Here is a 16497-nt window from a genome sequence, read left to right as displayed (position 1 = left end):
GGCTGAGTGTTACAACCCGTGTGAAGGGGTGGTGAGTGACAACACGCGCTTGGCGAACGACAGGGACCACCCGATAGCGTGAGCCGACGATTCCATAGGTTCACACGTAGGAGTCCCGGTGACACAGAGCGGACAGGGTGACGAGCAGCAGCTCCCTGCTGTACGACCCGCGCACGAGGGCGTCGTGCTGCCCGCGGGCGGCGGCGAGCCCTGGACGCCGGGGGGACCCGCGGACCAGGCGGCCCCGGCCGGCGGTCAGCCGTGGGGGCAGCCCTGGGGACCGCAGGCGTCCCACCAGGACCCCGCCCCGCAGGCGCAGAACCAGGTCCAGGGCGGGTACGGACAGGACCAGCGGAGCGGTGCGTACGGGCAGCAGCAGGGGCCGTACGGGCAGCAGGCGCAGCAGTCGCAGCACGGTGCGTACGGGCAGGCACAGCAGGACTCCGGGTACGGCCGGCCCCAGCAGCCCCAGCAGCCCCAGCAGCCGTCGCCGTACGCCCAGCCGCTGCCGCCCGAGGCGGTGCCCGGCGGGAGCGGCGACGCGGACGCCACGCAGTACATCGCGGCGGTTCCGGCCGGTCCCGGGCCGGGCGGTCTGCCGCCGGAGGCTCCCGCGGAGTCCACGCAGTTCCTCGGCCGTGACCCGCAGCAGGCGTACCAGCAGCCCGGCGGCCACGCGGCGCCGCCGCCTCCGCAGGGCGGTCAGGACGCCGACGCGACCCAGTACATACCGCCCGTGCCCGGTGGCGACATACCGCCCGTGCCCGGGGGCGCCCCGTACGGCATCCGGCCCGGGGCCCCCGGTGAGCGGCAGCCGCCCGCGGAGTTCGACAACCTCTTCCGCAGCGACGAACCCGCGGGCGCCACCCAGCAGATGCCCCGGTTCGACCCCACGCAGCAGCACCAGCAGCACCAGCAGAACCAGGGCGGACACCAGCAGTATCAGGGCGGGCCGCCCCCTCAGGCGTACCAGCAGGCGCCCCCGTACGCAGGCCCCGATGACGGGCTGCCGCAGGGCGGGCAGGACGGGCGGCGGAAGAAGTCCGCGCACGTCCCGCTGATCGCCGCGGTCGTCGTCGGCTGCGCCGTGATCGGGCTCGGGGCCGGCGCCCTGATGAGCGGTGGCGACGACAAGGGCGACGAGGCCAAGCAGCCGGTGGCGGCGGCGAGTTCACCCGCCTCCCAGCCCGCGACGCAGACCGCTCCGGACCCGGCGAAGCCACAGGCCGAGGAGCTCGACAAGCTGCTCGCGGACAGCAACAACAGCCGGGCCGCGGTGATCGGCGCGGTGGAGAAGGCCAAGAACTGCACCGACCTGGACAAGGCCGTGGCCGACCTCAAGGGCGCCGCCCAGCAGCGCCGCGACCTGGTGACCCGGCTCAAGGGGCTGTCGGTCGACAAGCTGCCGGACCACGTCCAGCTGTCCAACTCGCTCACCAAGGCCTGGCAGGCGTCCGCCTCGGCGGACGACCACTACGCGGCCTGGGCCACGCAGGCCAAGAGCAAGAAGGTGTGCAAGAAGGGCAAGGCCCGCTTCACCACGCACTACCAGCAGGCCAATGTGCAGAGCGGCGAGGCGACGGCGGCCAAGAAGCAGGCATCCAAGCTGTGGAACGCCATCGCGACGAAGTACGGCCTGACGAAGCGGGAGTCCACCGCGCTCTGAGGCCGGCCCCGGCGACAGGCCTAAGGGCTGTCCCGCAATTCCTGGCGGGCGCACGACGACAGCTACGGCACCTCGCCGCGTTGTCGAAACGCCCGAATACATCCAGTATGCGGGCGCCTCTCCGCCTTGCGATGCACCGCATCTGACGCCGCGCGCTGATCCACCAGGAATTGCGGGACAGCCCTTAGCCGGACGCGCTGGCGTCCGACAGCGTCTTCGTCACATCCACGAAGCCCTTGCTGTCGGCGACCAGCCGGCCGTCGCGCACGACCTGGAACGTCACCTTGCTGTTCACGATGCGGGGATACGAGGACGAGCCGATCATGTCCTCGTAGCGCCAGCGCAGGGCGGGGGTGAGGCCGCCCGTGTCCACCCGGATGCCGTCGTTGAGGGCCTTGGTGACCTTCCGGGACGTGATGTCCGCCTCGTTCAGCGACTCGACGATCGACTTCAGGGCGGTGTAGGCGATCCAGGTCGTCTGTACGCCCGTGTCGTCCGGATCGATGCGGTTGTCGCCGAAGGCGTGCTTGCCGATCACGTCCCGCATGAGATCCCAGCGCGCGTCGCCGGGGGCGGGGTACCACCCGGTGACGTAGGCGCCCTCGAACGGGCTGTCGCGACCGCCGGTGCGGTCGATGAGCGGCTGTCCGATGCTGCCGAGGACCGAGGAGATCCGCACCGATCCGCCGGCCGGCTCCAGCCGTCTGAAGGAGTCGAAGAAGGTCTCCGTACGGTCGCCGAGCACGGCCGTCACACAGCCGCCGTCCTTGCCCGCCCCCGTCAGCGCGCGCCCGGCCGCCCCGTCGTACGACGTGGTCCCCTCGTCCGCCCGGACGTCGACCGGCGCGGGGCGGCGGGCCTCGGAGAGGCCGGTGTTGAGGAGCCACGCCTGGCTGTCGCCGCCCAGGGTGTCGGGACGCACCAGGGAGACCCGGTCGCAGGTGGCTGCCAGCTGCTTCGCGTTGCCCGCCAGGAGCGCCGACTGGCCGCCGGTGACCGGGTAGGACATATAGCTCCGGAACTCCTCCTCGGAGGCGCCGTAGCCGCCGATGTACGGGATCCCGGCGACTTCGAGCGGCGCCATGAACGCCCGCCCGTGCCGGCTGTAGGAGCCGAGGACCGCGACGGCCTTCTCCTTGACGGCCCGGCGGGCGCAGTTGCCCGCGCCGATCGAGCTGTCCTGCTCGTCGCAGGTGACCACGCGCAGCTCGTGCCCGTCGATCCCGCCCTCTCCGTTGATCCAGCGGGCGTACGTCTGCGCCATCGCGGTCATGCCCGCCATGTTGGCGGCTTCCGGCCCCGAGGCGCCGCTCGGGGCCCAGGTCACGACGGTGACGGGCTCCCTGGAGTCCCCCGAGGCCCCAGGGAGCACACCGCAGCCGGTCATCAGCAGAGCCCCTGCCGCCACCGCTCCGGTGAGCAGTCTGAAGGGGCGGGGGGAGGTGGGGCGTCGCCGTCCGGTCATGGGCACAGACACTTCCCGTCCCCGGGTAACGCCACAGTGTGCTCCGTTCAACGCTCGGTGACGTCCAGGTGAATTACAGGGGGCCGTACGGAGAGCCGGAAAGGGAACGTACGATCGACAACCGTGCAGCAAGGTTCCGAGAACTCTTCCCGTCGCGGCCGTCGCTCCTCCACCATGGGCGGCATGCCGCTCAATGACATTCCGTGGTGGCGCTGGCGCAGCAACGTGCGCTCGGCGCTGCACATGCTCTCCGACCCCGTCTTCCATCACGAGTGCTGGCTGGCCGGCCGGGAGGGATACGGCGACGTCACCGACGCCGTGTACCGCCTGGTCGAGGACACCTGGCTGGACAACTGGTCCGCCGAGAAGTACGTCGGCACGGTCTTCCGGGACTCCGGTGAGGCCGCCCTCGTCGACGTCGCCGTGCTGCGGGTGCTGCGCATCATGCACCAGGTCGGCGCGGACGCCCCCGTCTCCGCCTATCTGGAGCACCACGGCTGGCCGGAGGCCGTCAGGGCCGCCCGCGAGGCCCATGTGCTGCTCGCCACGAACGACGGCGAGGACCCGGACGTCCCGCCGCGCTCACTGGACGTGCTCCGCATCATGACCAGGAGTTGAGAGGCCCCCTCGTAAAAGTTGACGGTGTGGCACGCTACGGGGATGACCGCGCCGCAGCCTGCTGACACAGCCCCCGAGCAGTACGTCCTCACCCTCTCGTGCCCCGACAAACAGGGCATCGTGCACGCCGTGTCGAGTTATCTCTTCATGACCGGCTGCAACATCGAGGACAGCCAGCAGTTCGGGGACCACGACACGGGTCTGTTCTTCATGCGCGTCCACTTCTCGGCGGACAGCCCGGTGACGCCGGAGAAGCTGCGGGCAAGCTTCGCGGCGATCGGTGACTCCTTCCGGATGGACTGGCAGATCCACCGCTCCTCGGAGCGGATGCGGATCGTGCTGATGGTCAGCAAGTTCGGCCACTGCCTCAACGACCTGCTGTTCCGTTCCCGGATCGGGGCCCTGCCGGTCGACATCGCGGCGGTCGTCTCCAACCACACGGACTTCGCCGAACTGGTCGCCTCGTACGACGTGCCCTTCCGCCACATCCCCGTGAACAGGGAGAACAAGGCGGAGGCGGAGGCGCAGCTGCTGGAGCTGGTCCGCGAGGAGAACGTGGAGCTCGTCGTCCTGGCCCGCTACATGCAGGTCCTCTCGGACGATCTGTGCAAGCAGCTCAGCGGCCGGATCATCAACATCCACCACTCGTTCCTGCCGAGTTTCAAGGGTGCCAAGCCGTACCACCAGGCGCACACCCGCGGGGTGAAGCTCATCGGCGCGACGGCGCACTACGTCACGGCCGACCTCGACGAGGGGCCGATCATCGAGCAGGAGGTCGAGCGGGTGGGCCACGGCGTCACGCCGGACCAGCTGGTCGCCGTCGGACGCGATGTGGAGTGCCAGGCCCTGGCGCGTGCGGTGAAGTGGCACGCCGAGCGGCGCATCCTGCTGAACGGCCGCCGTACGGTGATCTTCGCGTAGCGCCTGTCGTCTCCCGGCCGCTCAGGTCACAGCCTGCTGAGCGAGGCCGCCGCGAAGAGCACGTCCCGGATCGCCTCACGGTCCCCGCGCTGACCGGCCGCCGCCTCCACGGGCGGCACGTGCCCCGCCACCAGCTGGCAGAACTCCACCCCGTCCAGCGCGACCTGCGCCACCGTGTGATCGGGCGAACCGAGAGCGGCGGGGGAGTCCAGCGCGATGTACCAGTCGCCGCCGCCCGAACCCTCGACCTCCAGATGGAGCGAGCGGCCCGGCGATCCCGCCGTCACCAGATGGCGGGCCGGACCGGCGAGCCCCGCCCGGCGCCGTTCGGCCAGGGCGGCCGGCAGGAGCCGCGCTGCCAGGTCGATCATCCGGTGCAGATGGGCGGCGGCGGGCGGCTCGTACGGGTAGTCCACCGCCTCCGCGATGTCACCGGCGTGCACCCAGCACTCGAAGGCGCGGTCCAGCAGGGCGTCCTGCAACGGCAGGGCGAAGTCGCCGTAGGAGACGGAGAGCTCCGAGACGCCGCGCCCCGCGAAGGACACGGTGCGGATGAGGGTGTGGCTCTGGTCGCGCCACGGTTCACGGACGGTGCGGGTCGGCGGGCGCCGGGCGGCCGACCAGTACGTCTCGGTGCGGGAGGTGGGGGCGAGCGGCAGTCCGGAGCCCCGGCGCGGGGCGTCGGTGACGCTCTCGGCGAGCGGGTCGTCGAGACCGAGGGCGGTGCTGACCAGGCCGTCGACGGTCATCAGATGACCGATCACGCCGGCGACGGTCGTCTTGCGGTTCACCCCGCGCTCGCCCTCGAACCACTTCAGCCGTACCGGGGCGTGCCACTCGGAGTCACCGATGTCGCGCAGCAGCGCGTCGAGCCGGGCCGTCTCCGCGTCGTACGGGGAGGCCCACTCCGGGACCGGGATCTTGGCCGGCCGGCGGTTCAGGCAGTTCTCCAGCACCCGGCTCCGGAGCATCGGATCCAGGTCCAGGCTGCGGTCCGTGTGCAGCAGCCCGACCGCGTCCCGCAGGCGCAGCGCCTCGTCCGCGCAGGGGGCGCACTCGGTGAGGTGCTCCTCGACGGCCTCGGTCTCCGCGGCCGAGCACGCGGTCAGCGCCCAGGCTCCGAGCAGGGCCTTCAGGACGTGGTGCGGCAGCTTCGGGGCGGGCGGTCCGGCGTCGTGTTCCTGGGTCACGGGGACGGCCTTCGGTGGCGGGACGAAGCGGTCGGGGTCGAAGTCGTCGGCGGCGGCCCGTGGGCCCGGTATGCGCCGGGCCCCCCGCACCTCGTCGTCGCGGCCGTCCCCCTCCCGGCTGCCCCCGTCGCGGCCGTCCGGGTCGTCGGTCACAGCGGCCGCCCGTATCCGGGCGGCGAGGAGCCCTCCATCGGACGGGTGTGAGCGGTGGACAGCAGCTGCAGCCCGAGCCGCAGCCTGCGGCGCGCCTCGTCCTCGGTGACGCCGAGGTCGGTCGCGGTCTGCCGGTAGTCGCGGCGCTGGATGTACGCGAGCTCCAGCGCGGCCCGCAGCGGTGCGGGCATGGACGCGACGATGTAGTCGGCCCGGGCCGCCGCGGTGGCCAGCCGCACCCGCTCCTCCAGGTCGGCCGGCGCGAAGCCGGCCGCGTCGTCCCCGTAGTCGTCCCCGCGACCGCCGTACGCCTCGTCCGTCCGCGGGGCGGCGCTCCCGCGCAGCCGCTGCACGGACTCGCGGTGCGTGAGCCGGGCGACCCAGGCGCGCATCGAGCCCTGCCTGGGGTCGTAGGCGTTCGGGTTCTCCCACACGTAACCGAACACCTCGCGGGTGACGAGGTCCGCGGCGCTCTCGTCGTCGAGCATCCGGCTGGCCTGGCTGTGTACGAGGGAGGCGAACCGGTCGTAGAGCTCGCCGAGGGCCGCGGCCTCGCCGCGTGCCAGCCGCTGTTGCATGCTGCGGTCCCAGCGGGGTGGTGTGTTTTTAGCCATCCGACCCCCAGCCCTGTCTCGTCAGGGCCTCGTGCCCTGTACCCCTCGTCACATCGAATGTAGTCGGCAAGGCTGACCGAGCACGCCCCTTTGCGGCAAGTACGTCCCCGCGATCGCCCTGGATGGTAGGGAATGCGGCGCCCCACAGGATCGGAATCGGACCCGAAGTGATCATTTCTGCCCGAAACCGTTCTGGGCCTTCCTGCGGGAGGCGGTGTTTCATGGGGAGTACGCCGGGGCAGCCGCGAGGAGGAACGCAAACTTCCGGATCACTGGAATCCCCCGGGATCCCCGGAGCGAGAGGCCCAGTCGCGTGACACTGAGAGTGGCCGAGACCGAGCGGGGCGAGTGGACCGTTCTGCACATGCACGGCGAACTGGACCTGGTGACCTCACCCGTCGTTCGCCAGTCCGTCCACGACGCGGTGGCCGTGGGCCGCCACAACGTCGTACTCGACCTCTCCGAGGTCTTCTTCTGCGACTCCAGCGGCGTCGGTGTCCTGATCGCCTCCCGCCGTCTGATGCGCTCCTGCGGGGGCCGGCTGCGGCTGATCCTGCCCGCGCGGGGCGCCGAGGACGGCTCCCACGTCAACCGGGTGCTCGGCGCGCTGGGCGTACGGCGGCTGTTCGAGGTCTACCCGGACTGGGACTCCGCCGTCGACGACGAGGCCCAGCCGCTCTCGGCCTGAACGGCCCCGTCCAACCGCCCGCGGTGGACATTAATACCGGGTTGTCACACCGGTGACGCGCTTAAGTGACACGTGACGCCTGCGGGCGTCGTACGCTCCCCGCATGGACAGCGCAGAGTATGAGCGCAAGATCGCCTTCCGGTTCGCCGCCTTCGACCAGGACGGCAACGGATACATCGATCGCGCGGATTTCAGTGCCGCCGCGGCCCGTCTGCTCACCGAATTCGGTACGACGGCCCGCTGCGACAAGGGCCAGGCGCTCTACAGCGGCGCCGAGGCGTTCTGGCAGGGCATGGCGGGCATCGCCGACGTGGACGGGGACCAGCGGGTCACCCGGGAGGAATTCGTGGGCGGCGCGGTGAAACGCCTCCGCGACAGCCCCGAGCGCTTCGCGGAGATCGCCCGCCCCTTCCTGCGGGCGGCGATCGCCGTGGCCGACCCGGAGAACGACGGCGCCGCCGCGGTGTCCGCCGTCGAGCGGGCCCTGCGGGTCCTCGGCGCGAGCGCGGACGCGGCGGCGTTCGCCGCGCAGAGCCTGGACGCGGACCGCGACGGGCGGATCGCGGAGGCGGACGCGGTGGCGGCGTTCGCCGCGTATTTCACGGTGATCGAGCCTGACGCGTAGCCCTTGGGCGGGCGGCAATGGGGTTGCCCCGGTCCGGGGCGCGGGGTTCCGTCCTCAATCGCCGGACGGGCTTGATGGGGTGCGGGTCCCCCGCGGGGTGCGCCTTTGTCCGGTGGGTGGGGGTGGGGTCCCTCCGGGGAGATCTCCTCGGAACTGGCGTGTTCACCCGGGTCCGTGAGGGACCCGGGTCGTACGCCATTTCCTGCGGGGACTCCCCTGCACGCCCCCACCCGGCATCAGTCGCGTGTGCACACCGGCGTGACGACTGTCGCAGACGCAAGACGGGCCGGTCCGGGGCCGTGCAGGGGAGTCCCCGCAGGACGACGCACATCGACCCGGGTCGTTCGCGTACCGGCGGAACGTGCGGCGTCCGAGGAGATCTCCCCGGAGGGGCCCCGGACCCCCACCACCGGAGCAGGCGTCCCGCACCCGGCGGGGCACCCGCACACCCCAAGCCCGTCCGGCGATTGAGGACGGAACCCCGCGCCCTGCGGGGAACCCGCGCCCTGCGGGGAACCCGCGCCCCGCAGGGGACCCGTCAACCGCCGAACCGCTCCCGCAACTGGTACTTCAGGACCTTGCGGAGCGCCTCGTTGCGGGGCAGCGCGTCGACCAGTTCCAGTTGTTCCGGAAGCTTGTGGACCGACAGGCCCTCACCCCGCAGGTAGGCCGTCAGCTCGGGGAGGGTGAGCGCGGCGGCGCCGGTCGGCTGCTCCACCACCGCGCAGACGCGTTCGCCGCGTGACCGGTCCGGGAGGCCGATCACCGCCGCGTCGCCCACGCCGGGGTGGCGGGCCAGGAGGTCCTCTATCTCCTTAGCCGAGATGTTCTCGCCCTTGCGGATGATGATGTCCTTCAGCCGGCCGGTGAGCACCAGGTGCCCGCTGGGACGGACGTGCCCGACGTCCCCCGTGATCAGGAAGCCCTCGGCGTCGAAGGGGCTGGTGGAGGTGGACGCCAGGTAGCCGCGGCAGACCGCCTCGCCCCGCAGCCGCACCTCGCCGTCCACCCCGTAGGGCACCCGCTTGCCGTCCTCGTCGGTGATCCGGATCTCCATGCCCTCGGGCGGCCGGCCCTCGGTCTCGGCGAGCTGCTCCACCGTGTCGTCGGGGGCGCCCATCGTGATCATGGGGACCTCGGTCATGCCGTAGCCGTGGGTGAGCTGGACGCCCATCTCGCGGACCACCGCGTGGTAGAGCTCCGGGGGCTTCGGGGCACCGCCGCCCGCCAGCAGCCGGAGGGTGGGGACGACCCGGCTGGACGGGTCCTTGCGCTGCTCGGCCAGGAACATCGAGTAGAAGGCCGTGGAGCCCCCGGCGACCGTCACCCCATGGCGCCGAAAGCCCGCAAGGGCGCCCGGCATCGAGAACTGCTCGAACAGCACCGCGGGGAAGCCGTAGAGGAGCAGCATCACCGCGTAGTCCGGGCCGCCGACGTGGGCGAACGGGAAGGCCACCGAGCCGATGTCGTCGGCCGTCAGGTGCAGTGCGTGGGCCAGGCAGGCGCCGCCCGCGATCAGGCTGCGGTCGGTGTGCAGGACGCCCTTGGGGTCGGACGTGGTGCCCGAGGTCCAGTAGATCCAGCGCACCGACGTGCCGTCGGCGGGCGGTGGGGGCAGGACGGAAGGGTCGCCGTCCGGGAGGGTGTCGTACGCCTCGAAGACCTGCGGCGGGCGCGGCAGGTCCTCCGACAGACGGGCGGCCATCGCGGCGTGGTCGAAGCCGCGCCAGGTGCCCGGCACCGCGAAGAACTCCGCCTTCGACTCGCGCAGGGCGAAGCCGACCTCGCGGTCGCGGTAGAAGGGGATGACGGGCGTCTGTACCGCGCCGATCCGGGTCAGGGCGAAGGACAGCAGGACCGTCTCCACCCGGGTCGGCAGCTGCCAGGCGACGACGGTGCCGGGGCGCACGCCCAGGCCGTACAGGCCTGCCGCCACCCGTTCGGCCCGGGTGCGCAGCTCGCCGAAGGTGAGCGTGCGGTCGTCCTGGATCAGGAAGGGCCGCTCCGGCGTCAGGGCGGCCCGGCGTTCGATGAGCTCCCAGAAGGTGCCCGATGCACCCAGGGCGTGTGCGGTCTCGTTCACGGCGAACCCCTCACAGCTGACGGGTAGTCAGATCGTGCGGAGAGCGTAGAGCGCTGCGCCTTGTCGGTCCAGGGGTGCGGGGCTAGCCTGTGGGTGACGTCAATCTGACGGGTCATCAGAAATGCGTGCGCCGAAGGGGACACCATGACGGAACTGCCTCGGATCGTCAGCGTCGACGACCATGTGATCGAGCCGCCGCACCTCTTCTCGACCTGGCTGCCCGCCAAGTACCGCGAGCGCGGACCGCAGCCCCTGACCGCGGGCATCGGGGAGCTGGCGTACACCGGCGGGAAGTACGTCATCACGATGGACCCGGACGGACCGCCGACCGACTGGTGGATCTACGAGGACCTCAAGTTCCCGTACAAGCGGAACATCGCCGCCGTGGGGTTCGACCGGGACGACATGACGCTGGAGGGCATCACCCGGGCCGAGATGCGGCGTGGGTGCTGGGACCCCGTCGAGCGGCTCAAGGACATGGACCTCAACCATGTCGAGGCGAGCCTCTGCTTCCCCACCTTCCCGCGCTTTTGCGGGCAGACCTTCGCGGAAGCCCACGACAAGGAGGTCGCGCTCGCCTGTGTGCGCGCGTACAACGACTGGATGGTCGAGGAGTGGTGCGGGGACAGCGGCGGCCGGCTGATCCCGCTGTGCATCATCCCGCTCTGGGACATCGACCTGGCCGTCGCGGAGATCAGGCGGAACGCGGCGCGCGGGGTGCGGGCGGTGACCTTCTCGGAGATCCCTACCTACCTGGGGCTGCCGTCGATCCACACCGGCTACTGGGACCCGTTCTTCGCCGTCTGCCAGGAGACCGGCACGGTCGTGAACATGCACATCGGGTCCAGCTCGCAGATGCCCGCCGCCTCACCGGACGCCCCGCCCGCCGTCCAGGCCTCGCTCTCCTTCAACAACGCGATGGCCTCGATGATGGACTTCCTGTTCAGCGGCGTGCTGGTGAAGTTCCCGCAGCTCAAGCTCGCGTACAGCGAGGGCCAGATGGGCTGGATCCCGTACGCGCTGGAGCGCGCCGACGACGTCTGGGAGGAGCACCGGGCGTGGGGCGGGGTGCGCGATCTGATTCCCGAGCCGCCGTCCACGTACTACTACCGGCAGATGTTCTGCTGCTTCTTCCGCGACAAGCACGGCGTCGCCTCGCTCGATGTCGTCGGGCGTGACAACGCGACGTTCGAGACGGACTACCCGCACGTCGACTCGACCTTCCCGCACACCAAGGAGGTCGCGCTCGACCACGTCAAGGGACTGGACGACGAGACCATCTACAAACTGATGCGCGGGAACGCGATCCGGATGCTCGGTCTCGACCTCGACAAGTAGGCGCGTGCGACATGGACCTTGCCTACACGGAGGAAGAGGAAGCCTTTCGGGCGCGGCTGCGGGAGTGGCTGGGCTCGGTGCTCCCGGGGCTGCCCGGGAAGCCGGATCCCGGTGACTGGCCGGGCCGCAGGGCGTACGACGCCGGCTGGCAGCGGCTGTTGTACGACGCCGGGTACGCGGGCCTGCACTGGCCCGCCGACGCCGGTGGCCGCGGCGCCACCCCCACCCAGCACCTGATCTTCCTGGAGGAGACGGAGCGGGCCGGGGCGCCCTATGTCGGGGCGAACTTCGTCGGGCTGCTGCACGCCGGCCCCACCATCGCGGCCGAGGGCACCGCCGAGCAGCGGGCCCGTTGGCTGCCGCCGGTGCTGCGCGGCGAGGAGATGTGGTGCCAGGGGTTCAGCGAGCCGGACGCGGGATCGGATCTGGCCTCGCTGCGGACCCGGGCGGTGCGCGACGGTGACGACTACGTGGTGAGCGGGCAGAAGATCTGGACCTCGCACGCGGAGGTCGCCGACTGGTGCGAGCTGCTGGTGAGGACGGATGCGCAGGCGCCGAAGCACCGGGGCATCAGCTGGCTCGCGATGCGGATGGACGCCCCCGGCGTCACCGTCCGGCCGCTGCGGACGCTGGCCGGGTCCACCGAGTTCGCCGAGATGTTCCTCGACGAGGTGCGGGTGCCCGTCTCGCACCGCGTCGGGGCGGAGAACGACGGCTGGCGGGTCACCATGGTCACGCTCTCCTTCGAGCGCGGCACGGCGTTCGTGGGGGAGGTCGTCGCCTGCCGCCGGACGCTGGACGCGCTGGCCGCCGAGGCCCGCAGGAACGGGCGCTGGGACGACGCGGTGCTGCGCCGGAGGCTGGGCAGGCTGAGTGCCGAGTTCCGGGCGCTGTGGCGGCTCACCCAGTGGAACGTCAGTGAGGCGCAGGCCAGTGGGGGAGTACCCGGGATCGGCGGTTCGGTCTTCAAGCTGCGGTACTCGCATGTCCGCCAGGAGCTGTACGAGGCGGCGGCCGAGGTGCTCGGCGCCGGAGACGCCCTGGATCTGGACCGGGAGTGGGTACTGGACCGGCTCTCCTCGCTCTCGTACACGATCGCGGCCGGCACCTCGCAGATCCAGCGGAACATTGTCGCCGAGCGGATTCTCGGCCTGCCGAAGGGACGGTGAGCGGGGAGTGGACTTCCAGCTCTCGGAGGATCAGCGGGCCCTGCGGGCGGGGATACGGGGCCTGCTCGCCGGCCGGTTCGACAGGGACCGGATGCGGGCGGCGCACGAGCGGGGAGGGGGCGTGGACCGGGCGCTGTGGCGGGAGCTCGGTGCGGCCGGCTTCTTCGCGCTGCGGCTGCCGGAGGCGGCGGGCGGGGTCGGTCTCGGACTGCCCGAATCCGTACTTTTGTTCGAGGAGGTGGGGCGGGCGCTGCTGCCCGGGCCGTTGGCCGCCACCCAGCTCGCCGCGGGCGCGGTGAAGGGGGCGGCCGAGGGTGGGGCCGTGGTCGCGCTGGCTGAGGCGGGGCGGCCCGTGGGGCACCTGGAGGGGGCCGACGCGCTGCTGGTCCTGGACGGGGACCGGACTCGGCTGGTGAGCGGCGGGGCGCTGCGGCGGCTGGTGGACGAGGCCCGGCCCGTGCGCTCGCTCGATCCGGGTACGCCCTTGTGGCGGGTGCCGGACCTGTCCGCGTGCGAGGGTGAGGTGCTGCCGGACGGGGCGCGGCTGCGGTGCGAGGGTGCGCTGCTGGCCGCGGCCGAACAGCTCGGCAGTGCCACCCGCAGCCTGGAGGCGGCCGTCCAACACGCCGGTGGGCGGGAACAGTTCGGAGCGCCGATCGGGGCGTTCCAGGCGGTCAAGCATCTGTGTGCCGGCATGCTGGTGCGCGCCGAGCCGGCCCGCAGTGCCGTCTACGCGGCCGCGGTGACCGGGGACCCGGTGGAGGCCGCGGCGGCCAAGCTCCTCGCCGACGAGGCGGCCGTCGACAACGCCCGCGACTGCCTCCAGGTGCACGGCGGCATGGGCTTCACCTGGGAGGCGGATGTCCATCTGCGTCTCAAGCGGGCCTGGCTGCGGTCGGGGCAGTGGCTGACGGCGGCGGACGCGGAGGAGGCGCTGGCGGCCGATCTGGGGTGAGCGGGGTGCGTGGGTGCCCGGTGCACGCAGGTGACGCGACGGACCCCTGAGGTTCACGCTGCGGAGTGACGCAGCGCAGTCGGCACGTCCCGATACCGGCTTGTGTCCTTTGCGTAATTCGTCACGGGCCGGAGTCGGCGCCGGGCTCGGGTACGCTCCGTTGGATGCGAGTGGTTCTGGAACCTGGCGATCCGGATGTGGCCTGTGCGGCGACTCCGGTCCGCGAGAGGTGCCCTGCTCGTGATCCACACGGAAGCGCCGGGCCTGCCGGGGAAGCGATTCCCGGGGCGACCGCGCGCCTCTGTTCGACTCTCCGCAACGCGCGTCGCACAGTATGCACCACGCGTACTCCTTCGCGTTGGAATATGCCCGAAGCGCTTGTTGCGGTGACTGTACGTCAACCATGCTGTCTCGTAAGGGAATCACGTTCCGTGACCCTGAGGAGGCGCGAGGCGATGTGTCCGCCGGTTCGGATGGTGTGAGCGGTGCAGGTGCTTCAGGTTCAGTTGGAGGTCGGGCCCGACCCCGCGGAGGTCGGACGGGCTCGCAGATGGGCGCGTTCGAGGCTCGTCGGTTCCGGGATAGGAGACGACGAGCCGCTGGCCGAGACGCTCATCCTGCTCATCTCTGAGCTGGTCACGAACGCGGTCGTGCACACGGGCTGTCCGGCCGTGCTGCGCATGCTGTTCGGTTCGACGGGTGCCCCGGGCAACGCCGGGACCGTCCGGGTCGAGGTGGCCGACGCAAGCTGCCGCCCACCGCAGCAGCGGCACGCGGAGGGCGAGGACACCGGCGGCCGAGGCCTTGAGCTGGTCGACGGCCTGGCCGACCGCTGGGGCTGGCAGCCGGAGGGCGCGGGCAAGCGGATCTGGTGCGAGGTCGACCGCGGCATCCCGCTGATCCAGGTGCAGCTGCAGCCCGGACCGCCCGAGCGCGAAGGCGCCGACGGCTGCGGCGCGGGTGCCGCGTACGAGGCGCACGCGGGCAGCCACCGCGCGTAGCGGCGCTGCCGCCCGCGCACGGGGAGGGCGGGGGCGGGTTGCCGTGCGCGCGGCGGCGGCTCAGAGGATCGCGACCGGGGCGACCGGTGTGCCGGTGGCGCCGGTGAAGGGCTCCGGCATGGCGGAGAGCAGGAAGGCGTAGCGCCCCGCGTCCGCACAGGCTGTGGACAAGTCCTCCAGGTTCCAGTTCTGGCCCTGGAGCATGCCCATCTCGACCAGGTCGAGCGCGTGCACCCCCAGCCACAGGTCCTCGATCTCCGGCGGGAAGATCTCGAAGGTCAGCGTGTCGTTGGCGACCGCGGCCACGTCGCGGGCCCGGAACCACTCCGGCGTGCGGATCGACAGACCCGGTGACGGGTACCCGTACGCGTTCTTGTCCCCGGAGAGGTACACCCGCACCTGCCCCGTACGCACGAGGACGATGTCCCCGGCCCGCACCCGGACCCCGGCCAGCTCCTCGGCCGCCTCCAGGTCCTCGGGAGTGACCGCGTGGCCGCCCGGCAGCCGGTCGACGCCGTGGGCGCGGGCGACGTCGAGGAGGACCCCGCGCGAGACGATGTGCGGCGCCTTGTCGATGCCGCTGAACTGTGCGCCGCCGTGGGCGGTGATGGTGGCGGCCGGCCGGCCGTTGTAGATCTTCCCCGAGTGCGAGGCGTGGGTGAGCGCGTCCCAGTGGGTGGCGGTCTGGAGGCTCATGACCACGCTGTCGTCGCTGGTGGCGACGGTGCCGGGGCCGAAGAGCTCCTGGTTGATCTGGACCATGGTGTGCAGCGGATTGACCCGCCCCGGGATGAGCCCGTTCTGGACGCCGTCCTGCTGGAGCGGGAGGGCGAGCGGGACGCGCCGGCCGCTGCGGACGGTGGCCGCCGCCTCCCGTACGACCTCGTCGGTGATGAGGTTGAGGGTCCCGATCTCGTCGTCGGCACCCCAGCGACCCCAGTTGTTCACGCGCTTGGCGAGGTCGTGGAACTCGTCCGGCAAAGACATGGCGCCTCCTGGGGCTTGTGCCGGTGGACCTGATGACCCATAGAATCTAACGGTCCGTCAGAAACCGCGGGAAGGGGCCGGGCATGGGGAACTTCTTGGCAGGCAAGGTCGTGGCAGTGACGGGTGCCGGCCGCGGCATCGGGCGGGCCGTCGCGCTCGCCGCGGCGGCGGAGGGGGCGCGGGTCGTGGTCAACGACTACGGCGTCTCCATCGAGGGAGGTGAGCCCGCCAGCGAGATAGCCGAGTCCGTCGTCAAGGAGATCGTGGCGGCGGGCGGCGAAGCGGTCGCGGTGGCGGACGACATCTCCACCATGGCGGGCGGGCAGCGGGTCGTGGACACCGCGCTCGCGCAGTTCGGCCGGATCGACGGCGTCGTCTGCGTGGCCGGGATCCTGCGCGAACGCATGCTCTTCAACATGTCCGAGGCGGAGTGGGACCCCGTGGTCGCCACCCACCTCAAGGGCACGTTCACCGTCTTCCGGGCGGCCTCGGCGGTCATGCGCAAGCAGGAGGGCGCCGGCACGCTCATCGGCTTCACGAGCGGCAACCACCAGGGCAGCGTGGCCCAGGCCAACTACAGCGCGGCCAAGGGCGGCATCATCTCGCTCGTCCGCAGCGCGGCGCTGGGCCTCCACAAGTACGGCGTCACGGCGAACGCGGTCGCGCCGGTGGCGCGTACCCGGATGTCCGCGAACGTCCCCATGGAGCTGAAGGAGATCGGCGAACCGGAGGACGTCGCGGCGCTCGTCGTCTACCTGCTCAGCGAGCGCGCCCGCGCGGAGAAGATCACCGGCCAGGTGTACACGATCGCGGGCCCGAAGATCGCGGTCTGGGCCCAGCCGAGGGAGCTGCGCGCCGGGTACGCGGAAGGGGCGGCGTGGACTCCGGAACGCATCGCGGACTTCCTGCCCGGGACGGTCGGGACGGACCCGATGCCGATGCTGGCGCAGCTGGAGGAGATGGCCGCGGCGGCGAAGGCGGCGGAGCGCCCGAACGCGTAGGCGGCGTGCGCCGCCTGATCCCT

Annotated in this window: 15 protein-coding genes; 10 read left to right on the top strand and 5 right to left on the bottom strand. The window is 71.7% G+C overall.

What is annotated here, in order from left to right; genetic code table 11:
- Window positions 1-118: 118 nt before the first annotated feature.
- Window positions 119-1666 carry a hypothetical protein gene (locus OG959_RS15660; protein ID WP_326658875.1) on the top strand — a complete coding sequence of 516 codons (1548 nt, stop codon included), beginning with the start codon at window positions 119-121 and terminating at the stop codon, window positions 1664-1666.
- Window positions 1667-1850: 184 nt separating this feature from the next.
- Here OG959_RS15660 and OG959_RS15655 read toward each other — a convergent pair whose 3' ends face one another.
- A complete protein-coding gene (locus OG959_RS15655; protein ID WP_326658873.1) occupies window positions 1851-3131 on the bottom strand; it encodes an ABC transporter substrate-binding protein in 1281 nt (426 codons plus the stop codon).
- A 174-nt stretch (window positions 3132-3305) separates the two neighbouring features.
- Here OG959_RS15655 and OG959_RS15650 point away from each other — a divergent pair, with 174 nt between their 5' ends.
- Both OG959_RS15650 and purU read left to right on the top strand, forming a co-directional pair.
- Entirely contained in the window at window positions 3306-3749 is a 444-nt protein-coding gene (locus tag OG959_RS15650) for an SCO4402 family protein (RefSeq protein ID WP_148019301.1), read from the top strand.
- A 42-nt stretch (window positions 3750-3791) separates the two neighbouring features.
- Window positions 3792-4670 carry a formyltetrahydrofolate deformylase gene (purU, locus tag OG959_RS15645; RefSeq protein WP_219572849.1) on the top strand — a complete coding sequence of 293 codons (879 nt, stop codon included), beginning with the start codon at window positions 3792-3794 and terminating at the stop codon, window positions 4668-4670.
- 26 nt (window positions 4671-4696) lie between these two features.
- Here the strand turns inward: purU and OG959_RS15640 are convergent, their stop codons facing one another.
- Together OG959_RS15640 and OG959_RS15635 are read right to left on the bottom strand one after the other, a co-directional pair.
- The gene (locus tag OG959_RS15640) at window positions 4697-6013 is read right to left on the bottom strand and encodes a zf-HC2 domain-containing protein (protein ID WP_326658870.1); all 1317 of its coding nucleotides are present in this window, start codon (window positions 6011-6013) and stop codon (window positions 4697-4699) included.
- A complete protein-coding gene (locus tag OG959_RS15635; protein ID WP_326658868.1) occupies window positions 6010-6627 on the bottom strand; it encodes an RNA polymerase sigma factor in 618 nt (205 codons plus the stop codon). The genes OG959_RS15640 and OG959_RS15635 overlap by 4 nt, the downstream gene beginning before the upstream one ends.
- A gap of 313 nt (window positions 6628-6940) precedes the next feature.
- Between OG959_RS15635 and OG959_RS15630 the strand changes: the two genes are divergently transcribed.
- The gene (locus OG959_RS15630) at window positions 6941-7315 is read left to right on the top strand and encodes an STAS domain-containing protein (RefSeq protein WP_326658866.1); all 375 of its coding nucleotides are present in this window, start codon (window positions 6941-6943) and stop codon (window positions 7313-7315) included.
- Window positions 7316-7418: 103 nt separating this feature from the next.
- On the top strand, window positions 7419-7940 hold the full coding sequence (locus OG959_RS15625) for an EF-hand domain-containing protein (RefSeq protein WP_326658864.1): 522 nt from the start codon (window positions 7419-7421) through the stop codon (window positions 7938-7940).
- 538 nt (window positions 7941-8478) lie between these two features.
- Here the strand turns inward: OG959_RS15625 and OG959_RS15620 are convergent.
- Complete coding sequence (locus tag OG959_RS15620; protein ID WP_326658862.1) at window positions 8479-10023, bottom strand: AMP-binding protein; 1545 nt, start codon at window positions 10021-10023, stop codon at window positions 8479-8481.
- 144 nt (window positions 10024-10167) lie between these two features.
- Between OG959_RS15620 and OG959_RS15615 the strand changes: the two genes are divergently transcribed.
- From OG959_RS15615 to OG959_RS15600, 4 genes are all read left to right on the top strand, one after another.
- On the top strand, window positions 10168-11361 hold the full coding sequence (locus OG959_RS15615) for an amidohydrolase family protein (protein WP_326658860.1): 1194 nt from the start codon (window positions 10168-10170) through the stop codon (window positions 11359-11361).
- 11 nt (window positions 11362-11372) lie between these two features.
- Entirely contained in the window at window positions 11373-12530 is a 1158-nt protein-coding gene (locus tag OG959_RS15610) for an acyl-CoA dehydrogenase (protein ID WP_326658858.1), read from the top strand.
- Between the two features lie 7 nt (window positions 12531-12537).
- The gene (locus OG959_RS15605; protein WP_326658856.1) at window positions 12538-13485 is read left to right on the top strand and encodes an acyl-CoA dehydrogenase family protein; all 948 of its coding nucleotides are present in this window, start codon (window positions 12538-12540) and stop codon (window positions 13483-13485) included.
- A gap of 485 nt (window positions 13486-13970) precedes the next feature.
- Window positions 13971-14486, top strand: a complete 516-nt coding sequence (locus tag OG959_RS15600) for an ATP-binding protein (protein ID WP_326658854.1) — start codon at window positions 13971-13973, stop codon at window positions 14484-14486.
- 60 nt (window positions 14487-14546) lie between these two features.
- Here OG959_RS15600 and OG959_RS15595 read toward each other — a convergent pair whose 3' ends face one another.
- Complete coding sequence (locus OG959_RS15595; RefSeq protein ID WP_326658852.1) at window positions 14547-15473, bottom strand: cyclase family protein; 927 nt, start codon at window positions 15471-15473, stop codon at window positions 14547-14549.
- Window positions 15474-15556: 83 nt separating this feature from the next.
- Between OG959_RS15595 and OG959_RS15590 the strand changes: the two genes are divergently transcribed.
- A complete protein-coding gene (locus OG959_RS15590) occupies window positions 15557-16474 on the top strand; it encodes an SDR family oxidoreductase (RefSeq protein WP_326658850.1) in 918 nt (305 codons plus the stop codon).
- The last annotated feature ends 23 nt before the right edge of the window (window positions 16475-16497 follow it).

Source organism: Streptomyces sp. NBC_00385, from assembly GCF_035917155.1.
In the GTDB taxonomy this organism is placed as follows: Bacteria; Actinomycetota; Actinomycetes; order Streptomycetales; family Streptomycetaceae; genus Streptomyces; species Streptomyces poriferorum.
This window is presented reverse-complemented; position numbering and strand designations above follow the sequence as displayed.

Bases quoted from the DNA above. Each gene is read 5' to 3' on its own strand.
- OG959_RS15655 (WP_326658873.1), bottom strand. From the start codon at position 3,131: ATGACCGGACGGCGACGCCCCACCTCCCCCCGCCCCTTCAGACTGCTC.
- OG959_RS15650 (WP_148019301.1), top strand. From the start codon at position 3,306: ATGGGCGGCATGCCGCTCAATGACATTCCGTGGTGGCGCTGGCGCAGC.
- purU (WP_219572849.1), top strand. From the start codon at position 3,792: ATGACCGCGCCGCAGCCTGCTGACACAGCCCCCGAGCAGTACGTCCTC.
- OG959_RS15635 (WP_326658868.1), bottom strand. From the start codon at position 6,627: ATGGCTAAAAACACACCACCCCGCTGGGACCGCAGCATGCAACAGCGG.
- OG959_RS15625 (WP_326658864.1), top strand. From the start codon at position 7,419: ATGGACAGCGCAGAGTATGAGCGCAAGATCGCCTTCCGGTTCGCCGCC.
- OG959_RS15615 (WP_326658860.1), top strand. From the start codon at position 10,168: ATGACGGAACTGCCTCGGATCGTCAGCGTCGACGACCATGTGATCGAG.
- OG959_RS15610 (WP_326658858.1), top strand. From the start codon at position 11,373: ATGGACCTTGCCTACACGGAGGAAGAGGAAGCCTTTCGGGCGCGGCTG.
- OG959_RS15595 (WP_326658852.1), bottom strand. From the start codon at position 15,473: ATGTCTTTGCCGGACGAGTTCCACGACCTCGCCAAGCGCGTGAACAAC.
- OG959_RS15590 (WP_326658850.1), top strand. From the start codon at position 15,557: ATGGGGAACTTCTTGGCAGGCAAGGTCGTGGCAGTGACGGGTGCCGGC.